This is a genomic window from Pseudomonas sp. SIMBA_041 (assembly GCF_046535095.1).
In the GTDB taxonomy this organism is placed as follows: Bacteria; Pseudomonadota; Gammaproteobacteria; order Pseudomonadales; family Pseudomonadaceae; genus Aquipseudomonas; species Aquipseudomonas mucoides.
The window spans coordinates 1-247 of the sequence record NZ_JAWRXJ010000754.1 but is presented as its reverse complement, the minus strand read 5'-3'; the positions used below and the strand labels follow the sequence as shown (position 1 = coordinate 247).

At 63.2% G+C, this 247-nt stretch carries 1 protein-coding gene; it reads left to right on the top strand.

Translation table 11 applies throughout. The features are described 5' to 3' along the window. A partial coding sequence (locus SB725_RS33130) for a HAMP domain-containing protein (RefSeq protein WP_410923691.1) occupies positions 1 to 247 on the top strand: 247 nt, incomplete at both ends.

Here is a 247-nt window from a genome sequence, read left to right as displayed (position 1 = left end):
CTGACCTGGATCATTGCCGGTATTGCCGCGATCCTGGCGGTGCTGTTCGCAGTGCTCGGGGCGAGTTTCGCCAGCCTCATCGTGCGGCCGATCCGCGGCGTGGCCAGTGGCCTGGAAGGCATTGCCCAAGGCGAAGGCGATCTGACCCGCAGTCTGAATATCCGTGGCAGCGACGAAACCGCGCAGTTAGCCAACTGGTTCAACCAGTTCCTGGCGGCAATCCGCAACCTGATCCAGAGCATCGGCC